At 68.7% G+C, this 8,429-nt stretch carries 6 protein-coding genes and 2 tRNA genes; 2 read left to right on the top strand and 6 right to left on the bottom strand.

What is annotated here, in order from left to right; translation table 11 throughout:
• Positions 1-396 precede the first annotated feature (396 nt).
• Entirely contained in the window at positions 397-816 is a 420-nt protein-coding gene (locus AB0J76_RS39740) for a hypothetical protein (RefSeq protein WP_352330133.1), read from the top strand.
• Between the two features lie 116 nt (positions 817-932).
• Positions 933-1,127 carry a hypothetical protein gene (locus AB0J76_RS39735; RefSeq protein WP_352330135.1) on the top strand — a complete coding sequence of 65 codons (195 nt, stop codon included), beginning with the start codon at positions 933-935 and terminating at the stop codon, positions 1,125-1,127.
• Here the strand turns inward: AB0J76_RS39735 and AB0J76_RS39730 are convergent.
• From AB0J76_RS39730 to AB0J76_RS39705, 6 genes are all read right to left on the bottom strand, one after another.
• Positions 1,115-1,786: a response regulator gene (locus AB0J76_RS39730; RefSeq protein WP_352330137.1), complete on the bottom strand. Its 672-nt coding sequence runs from the start codon at positions 1,784-1,786 to the stop codon at positions 1,115-1,117. The genes AB0J76_RS39735 and AB0J76_RS39730 overlap by 13 nt on opposite strands.
• Positions 1,783-4,317, bottom strand: coding sequence for a DUF4118 domain-containing protein (locus AB0J76_RS39725; protein WP_352330139.1), 2,535 nt, complete (start codon positions 4,315-4,317; stop codon positions 1,783-1,785). Before AB0J76_RS39725 ends, AB0J76_RS39730 begins: the two co-directional genes overlap by 4 nt.
• Before the next feature lie 9 nt (positions 4,318-4,326).
• A complete protein-coding gene (locus AB0J76_RS39720; protein ID WP_352330141.1) occupies positions 4,327-4,794 on the bottom strand; it encodes a group II truncated hemoglobin in 468 nt (155 codons plus the stop codon).
• A gap of 105 nt (positions 4,795-4,899) precedes the next feature.
• Positions 4,900-4,976, bottom strand: a tRNA-Met gene (locus AB0J76_RS39715).
• Between the two features lie 341 nt (positions 4,977-5,317).
• Positions 5,318-5,394 (bottom strand) — tRNA-Met (locus tag AB0J76_RS39710).
• Positions 5,395-5,451: 57 nt separating this feature from the next.
• Positions 5,452-8,406: a UPF0182 family protein gene (locus tag AB0J76_RS39705; RefSeq protein ID WP_352319332.1), complete on the bottom strand. Its 2,955-nt coding sequence runs from the start codon at positions 8,404-8,406 to the stop codon at positions 5,452-5,454.
• Positions 8,407-8,429: the final 23 nt, after the last annotated feature.

Here is an 8,429-nt window from a genome sequence, read left to right as displayed (position 1 = left end):
TTTCAGCCGTTCAAGTCTCTGTCAAATTGACCGGACTTGCTCGACCTGCTGGAATTAAGTCGCGCCCCGCTTCCGGGACAACCCCTCTAACTTACCAGGTCATTCAGACCGCTCTGAACCGTCTTGAATGAACCAGAAGGAAGTGGGATTTGCCGGGCTTCTGTTGAGGCTCTTGCGAGCCCCTCGGCCGCCCTGCGCGAAGCAACTCTAGCAGTCTCCCGCGCCTACTTCGCGCCACACAGGTAATCGTAGGGTTCTTCCCTCGCCACAAGATCGTCAAACCTTGGTCATCGCCGCCCGTACGACACCTGAAGTCAAGCCGTCAGCAAGTCATCCGCAATCGCCCCTCGGTACGAAGGTAGCCACGAGCAGACTGCGCTCTCGGAGGTGCCCGCCATGACCCGCTCGGAGTTCGACGACATCCGTGCCTTCCTCGCCGACCCGGCGACCCATGCGGGAGACCTCCTGCGCATCGCCCGGACCCTGATCGACGACCTCGAACAGGCACGGGTGCGCGAGGCCGTCCTGCGTACCCATTACCTGCGGCTGCTCACGGCGGCGCGGACGACCGTGGCCGCGGACATGGTCGGCGCGCCCGACCCGCTCGCCTTCCTCACCCGCGAGCTGGCCGAGCGCGGTCAGCTGCCCGAGGACGAAGACGCCGTGCAGCAGATCCTGTCCGACGCCCGTACGGCTGAGACGCTGCTCGCCTGCATGCAGGAGGGGCAGCAACCACCGCAACAGCCGCCGGTCGTGCGGATGCGCGGGATGCGCCTGCGTCGGTGCGTCGGTGCGCATCGGACCCTTCCCCGCTGAGCCGGCCGGCCCGGCCGCTGATCGCTCAAGGCTGATCCCCCAGGGGGCTAGGGCTTCGACCGGATGAGGACTGTGGCCATACCCGGCCTTGGCCACCCGGCTGTAAGACTGCGCGTATGTGGCAACGTGGGCTGAACTGGTCGGCAATCATCCTGGTCGGGATATTTGGTCTGATGTGGATCGGTGTTGTGATCTATGCGGATCAGACGTCTTCCATGTGGGTGCGTGCCGCTCAGGTGCTCTTCGGGGCCTTGCTGCTCGGGTGGGCCGTGCTCAAAGCGGTTGTCCTGGTCAGGGATCAGGAGGGCTGAAACCGGTATCCCATTCCGGGCTCGGTCAGCAGGTGCACGGGGTGCGCCGGGTCGCGTTCGAGCTTGCGGCGCAGTTGGGCCATGTACTGGCGCAGGTAGTGCGTCTCCTTCAGGTAGCCGGCGCCCCACACCTCCGTCAGCAGTTGCCGCTGGCTGATCAGTTTGCCGGGATTGCGAAGCAGGATCTCCAGGAAGTGCCACTCCGTCGGCGTCAGCCGTACGCCGCCTGAGATCGTCTTGCCGGCGAGGTCGATCACGTGGTCGCCCAGCCGCACCGTCGCGGGTTCCTCTTCGTGCTGGTTCGTGCGGCGGGTCACCGCGCGGATGCGGGCCAGCAGCTCGTCGATGCCGAACGGCTTGGTGACGTAGTCGTCGGCTCCGGCGTCGAGCGCGTCCACCTTGTCCGTGCTGTCGGTACGCCCCGACAACACGATGATCGGCACCTTCGTCCAGCCGCGCAGGCCCTGGATCACCTCGACGCCGTCGAGATCGGGCAGGCCGAGGTCGAGGACGACCAGGTCGGGGTGCCAGTCGGCGGCCTGGCGCAGCGCCGACGCGCCGTCGGGGGCGACCGCGACCTCGTAGTGCCTGGCCGCCAGGTTGATGCGCAGAGCACGCAGGATCTGGGGCTCATCGTCGACGACGAGCACGCGGGTCAAGGGGCCCTCCTCAGTGAGACCGTCATGGTGAGCCCTCCTCCGGGGGTGTCCTCAAGGAGCAGCGTGCCGCCCATCGCCTCGGTGAGGCCGCGCGAGAGTGCGAGGCCGAGGCCCACGCCGGTGTGGTTGTCGCGGTCGCCGAGTCGTTGGAAGGGCATGAACACCCTTTCATGCGCTTCCGTGGGGATTCCTGGTCCCCTGTCGATGACGCGCAGTTCGACGCGTTCGCCGTGCCAGCTCGCGGTGACGAGCACGGTCTCGCCTTCGGGGCTGTAGCGGACGGCGTTGGCCATCAGGTTCGCCAGGACGCGTTCGAGCAGCGCCGGATCGGCCTGGAACTCCGGCAGGTCGGCCGGGACGTCACTGCTGACCCGGTCACGCAGCGGGCCGAGGTCGTCGATGGCACGCGGCAGCACGTCCTCGACGGCGACGGGCCGCAAGGTGACGCCCAGCACGCCGGCCTGGAGGCGGCTCATGTCGAGCAGGTTCGACACGAGCCGGTTCAGTTTGATCAGCGACTCGCCGGCGGTGGCCAGCAGTTCGGCGCGGTCGTCGTCGGACCAGATGATGTCGGTGTTGCGCAGGCTCTCCACGGACGCCATGGCCGAGGCGAGCGGGGTGCGCAGGTCGTGGCCAACGGCGGCGAGCAGCGCGGTGCGCATGCGGTCGGCCTCGGCCAGCGGCTCGGCGCGCGCGGCCGCCTCGCGCAGGCGTTCCTGGCGCAGGGCGACGGCTGCCTCGGCGGCGAACGCCTCCAGGACGCGGCGGTCGCTGGCGTCGAGCAGCCGGCCGCGGGTCGCGAGCACCAGCCGGTCGTCGATGGTGACCACGTCGCTCCCGCCGTCCGGTCCGGGGTGGTTCGGGCTGGTGACGGGCGGGGTGGTGATCGGGGGGCCGCCGGACGTGGCGACGATGCGCCAGTCACGCGACGGATCGTCCCTTTCGAGCAGGGTCACCGCGGTCAGCCCGAACGTCTCGCGCAACCGTCCGAGCAGTGAGGCCAGCGCGGACTCCCCGCGCAGCACGTGTCCGGCCAGTGTGGACAGGACCTCGGCGTCGGCCCTGGACCGGGCCGCTTCTCTGCTGCGCCGGGCGGCCCGGTCCACGACCGTGCTCACCATGGCCGCGACCAGGACGAAGATGGCCAGCGACAACACGTTCTCGGGCTCGGCGATGGTCAGGGTGTGCACCGGCGGCGTGAAGAACCAGTTGAGCAGCCCGAACGCGAGCACCGCCGCCGTGAGCGCCGGCCACATCCCGCCCACGAGCGCGACGCCGACGACCAGCAGCAGGAAGAGCAGGATCTCGCTGGGCAGGCTCAGGTCGAGCGGCGCGATCACGGCGGTGAGCGCCGGCATGGCGGCCAGGGTAAGCGCCCATCCGGCCGACCTGCGCCGAGGCGTCAGCGCTCCCCCGGGCCGCGGCCGGCCGGAGCCTCGGGGGACGGCCTCGTGCGGGACCATGTGCACGTCGATCGACCCGGACAGCGTGGCCGTCGTCATGCCCACGCCGCGGGTGAGCAGTTGCGCGAGCCGTCCCCGCCGGGAGGCGCCGAGGACGAGTTGGGTGGCGTTCACGCCGTCGGCGAACGCGATCAGCGCGCGCGGGATGTCGTCGCCCACGACCTGGTGGTAGGTGCCGCCGAGGTCCTCGACGAATTTGCGCTGGCGTACCAGGTTGGCCGGGTCGCTCGTGGTGGACAGGGCGTCGGCCCGGGTGACGTGCACGGCGAGCAGGTCGGCGCCCTTGGTCCTGGCCGCGATGCGGGCGGCGCGGCGGACGAGGGTGTCGCCCTCGGGGCCGCCGGTGAGAGCGACGACGACGCGTTCGCGGGCTTCCCAGGTGCCCGCGATGTCGTGGTCTGCCCGGTACGCGGTGAGCTGCCGGTCGACCCGGTCCGCCACCCAGAGCAGGGCAAGCTCCCGCAGAGCGGACAGGTTGCCGACGCGGAAGTAATTGGCGAGGGCGGCGTCGACGCGTTCCGGCGGGTAGACGTTGCCGTGGGCGAGGCGGCGGCGCAGCGCCTCGGGTGACATGTCGACGAGTTCGAGCCGGTCGGCCCGCCGGACCAGGTCGTCGGGGACGGTCTCGCGCTGCGGCAGGCCGGTGATCTGCTCGGCCACGTCGCGCAGGGACTCCAGGTGCTGGATGTTGAGCGTGGAGACGACGTCGATGCCGGCGTCGAGGATGTCCTGGACGTCCTGCCAGCGTTTGGCGTGCCGGGAGCCGGGCGTGTTGGTGTGGGCGAGCTCGTCGACCAGCACGGCCGTGGGACGGCGGGCGATGACCGCGTCGGCGTCCAGCTCGGTGAACGTGGCGCCGCGGTGGACGACGGTGCGGCCCGGCACGGTCTCCAGTCCGTCGAGCAGGCGGGCGACCTGGTCGCGGCCGTGGGTCTCGACATGGCCCACGACCACGTCACGTCCGCGCTCCTTGGCCCGTCGCGCCTCGCTGAGCATGGCGTACGTCTTGCCGACGCCGGGCGCCGCGCCCAGGTAGACCCGCAGCCGCCCGCGCGACGTGCTTCCCATTTCTCCAGGTTACGGCTGGTATGGCGGGGCGACTCCCCAGCCCCAGTGCGGAACCGGCGCCTTCGGGGGCGGGGTCGCGCCGGGCTGGGAGTTGTGCACGGCCAGCCGGGTGCCCCATTCGATGTAGCCGGCGAACGCGGCCCTGAACTCGGGGTCGTCAGGCAGGCCGACCTCGTCGGCGGCGTCCATGAGGAGGTTCACCCAACGGCGGCGCTGCGGTTCGGTGATGGCCCGGCCCAGGTGGTGGGCCAGCATGTGGGGATATCCGCCGCGTTCGCGGGTGTACCAGTCAGGGCCGCCGAAGACCTCGCTGAGCCACATGGCGACGTATTTGGGGTGCTCGGGGTCCATGTGGGCGAACAGCGGCCCGATGAGGTCGTCCTTGAGGACGGTCCGGTAGAACGCCACGGTCAGCCGTTCGAACGCCTCGGTCCCGCCCGCCCACTCGTAGATCGTCGGGACGTCTTTTTCCGTCATGTAATCATGTAATCAGCACGCGAGTCGGTTCGACAAGGCCCGATAGGAAGAGGTCCGGAAACGACGAAGTCCCCGGTCGCCGTGTGGCGACCGGGGACTTCGGCTTGGTAGCGGGGACAGGATTTGAACCTGCGACCTCTGGGTTATGAGCCCAGCGAGCTACCGAACTGCTCCACCCCGCGTCGGTGTGTCGTTATTAACTATACCGCCCTTCCGGACTCCTTCGACCCGGCCGGGCTTTGTCCGGGCGCGTCGGTGGCGTAATCACGGGCCTCACGCTGCTCAGACCCCCTCCACCACGGCGGCGAATCCTCCTGGCGTCACCCGTCGCGCCGGCCCCTGCTCGTCATGGTGCCCATAGGGCCGATGACCTCCGCTTGGCGGAAATGGAGGCAGGGTGTGCTTCCAGAACGCCCGCGTCCCGCGATGGTCTCGAGGTCCTGGAGACCGACAATGCCGGATGGGACCTGCGGTGCCGGTGAAAAGCAACGAGGCCCTGGCCGTCGGCCAGGACCTCGAATCTTGGTAGCGGGGGCAGGATTTGAACCTGCGACCTCTGGGTTATGAGCCCAGCGAGCTACCGAACTGCTCCACCCCGCGTCGCTGTCTTGCTTCTCAAGACTATCGGCGACGAGGGGTGGGCGCAAACCGAAAGGGCTAGGTGGTGCCTCCCGCCTGTGTGCCCGAGGGTGTCGGCGTCGGTGTGGACGTGGCCGGCGGCGAGGCGGACGGCGTCGCCGACGGGGAGGCTGAGGGAGAGGCCGAGGGCGACGGGGTCGCCGCCGGCTTGGCGTTGGCGCTCTCGATCTGCTTCAGCGCCTCCTCCAGCCGCTTCTGGGCCTTGCCGTACTCGTCCCAGTTCGGGGGGCTGGCCTGGAGGGCCTTCTGGGCGTCCTCGTAGGCCTTCTGGGCGTTGGAGATGGCGGTGTTCATCGCCGACGTGTTCGCCTGGTTGGGCGTGGTCTGCTGGGGCTGGGTGTTCGGCTGTTGCTGCTCGCCGCCGAAGACCTGCTCCAGGGCCTGGTCGAGGGTGTCACCCGAGCCGACCTTGTTGCCGAACGCCACCAGCACCCGCCGCAGGATCGGGTACGGCTCCTGGCCGGTGCCGGCCTTGGTCTGCACGTAGACCGGCTCGATGTAGATCAGGCCGTTCGCGTAGGGCAGGGTCAGCAGGTTGCCGTACCTGACGTTGGCCTGGCCGAGGCCGAGGGGGCCCAGCTCGCCCGAGAACTTGTTCTGGAAGTTGTTCTGGGCCTGACCGGGACCGGGGACCGTGGTGTTGGACGGCATGCGCAGGATGCGCAGCTTGCCGTAGTCCTTGCCCACCGTGGAGCCCGCCGCCATGAAGGCCGCCAGGTTGGGCCCTTCCCGCGGGACGAAGGTCGTGGTCAGCGAGAACGACGGCTCGGACTCGTCGGGCATCGTCGCCGTCAGGTAGTACGGCGGCTGCTTGACCGACTGGTTGCCCTGCGAGGGGTCGCTGGGGATGTTCCAGAAGTCCTGGGCGCTGTAGAAGGCGGCCGCGTTGGTGACGTGGTAGCGCGACAACATGTAGCGCTGCACCTTGAACAGGTCCTCCGGGTAGCGGATGTGCGCCTGGAGGTCGGGGCTCATCTGCGAAGCGGGCTTGATCGTGCCGGGGAAGGCGGTGGACCACGTCTTCAGCACCGGGTCGTTGCCGTCCCAGGCGTAGAGCGTGACCGTGCCGTCGTAGGCGTCGACCGTGGCCTTGACCGAGTTGCGGATGTAGTTGATCTCGTCCTGCGGCTGCTGGGCGACCACGCGGCGGTCGGTGGCCAGGTCGCGGGTCATGTCGCCGAGGCTCTCGCTCTGCGAGTACGGGTACGCGTTGGACGTGGTGTACCCGTCGATGATCCAGGTGATGCGGCCGTCGACGATCGCCGGGTAGGCGTTGCCGTCGAGGGTCAGGAACGGCGCGACCTTCTCCACCCGCTCCCGTGGGTTGCGCACGTAGAGGATCTTGGAGTTGTCGTTGATGTCGCCCGACAGCAGAATGTTCATCTCGCCGTACTTGGCGGCGTAGACGAGCCGGTTGAGGGCCGAGCCGATCGGCACGCCGCCCTTGCCGGTGTAGGTGGTGTTCTGCTGGCCGGTCTGGCCGCCGGAGACCGGGTAGTCGAGCTCCTGCGGGGTCTTGGGGTTGCCGCCGGCGATGACGTACTCGGTGGAGCCGGGGTTCTCGCCGAAGTAGACGCGCGACTCCTTGAGCCCGGTCGAGGCCGCGAGGTCGCCGGTGACCGGCATGTCCTTGCTGTCGTAGGCGGGCAGGCCGCCCGCGTCGACCTCGTTGCCCGGCGCGGCGACGAAGCCGTAGCCGTGGGTGTAGACCAGCGCGCGGTTGATCCAGTTGTTCTGGGGCGCGGGCGGGCCGAGCAGCTCGCGGACGCCGACCACGTGGTCGACCAGCTTGCCGTCCTTGCCGGGGTAGCGGTCGACGTCGAGCTGGTCGGGGAAGCCGTAGAAGCCGCGGATGCGCTGGGTCTGCTCGAACGTGGACGACACCAGCGCCGGGTCGAGCAGACGCACGCCGGTCACCGACTCGTCGCCGCCGGCGCTGACCTTGGTCGGGTCGGCCTGGGCGTTGTAGTCGATCACTTCGGCGTTCTGCACGTCGTAGGCTGATCTGGTGGCTTGGATGTTCCGGTCGATGTAGACGGCTTCCTTGCCCTGCTGGTTGGGCTTGACCTGGAACTGCTCGACCAGCGCCGGGTAGACGCCGCCGATCAGGATGGCCGAGAGCACGAGCAGGCCGAACGAGACGCCGGGCAGCATGCCGCCGGGGCGCACGACGCCGGCGAAGAACAGCGCGGCGCAGATCAACGCGATGATCGCGAGGATGTTCTTGGCCGGGAGCACCGCGTTGACGTCGGTGTAGGACGCGCCGTGCACGTAGCCGCGGTCGGAGAAGACCAGACCGAACCGGTCGATGTAGTAGGCGACGGCCTTGAGCAGGACGAACACGCCGAGCAGCACGGAAAGGTGGATCCGCGCGGCCCTGGAGGCGTGCACGCCCGGCGACTGCAGCCGGAAGCCGCCGTAGAGGTAGTGGGTGATCGTGGCCAGGACGATCGAGATGATCACGGCGGTGAACAGGAAGTTCAGCACCATCCTGATGAACGGGTAGTCGAACATGAAGAACGAGATGTCCATGCCGAACAGCTCGTCCTTCTTGTCGAAGGAGGCTCCGTTCACGAACTGCAGCCACGTCTTCCACTGCCCCGCGAACGAGGAGCCGGAGAAGAGCGCGAGCAGGCCCATGCCGACGATGAAGATCAGCTTGCGGTGGGGGTCGAGCGCCATGCGATAGCGGTCGGCCCCGCTGCCGCCGCCGAACACGGCGGGGCCGAACATCGGCCGGGTGCGGAAGGCCAGCAGCATGTTGCCGCCCGTGATGCCGACCATGAGCACCGCTCCGACGAGGAACAGCACGATCTCGGTCAGCAGCACCCCGGAGAAGACCGACGTGTAGTTGGTCGTGTCAAACCACAGGTAGTCGGTATAAATCCCAGAAAAGAGAAAAAACAGGGCCACGATCGCGACCAGCGCGATGGCCACAGGCAGAAGCAGCCGCGGCCGGCGTGGCAAGCGCATCGCCCTGCCGGCCCCTGGGGTCC

This window comes from Nonomuraea sp. NPDC049624, assembly GCF_040675255.1.
In the GTDB taxonomy this organism is placed as follows: domain Bacteria; phylum Actinomycetota; class Actinomycetes; order Streptosporangiales; family Streptosporangiaceae; genus Nonomuraea.
This window is presented reverse-complemented; position numbering and strand designations above follow the sequence as displayed.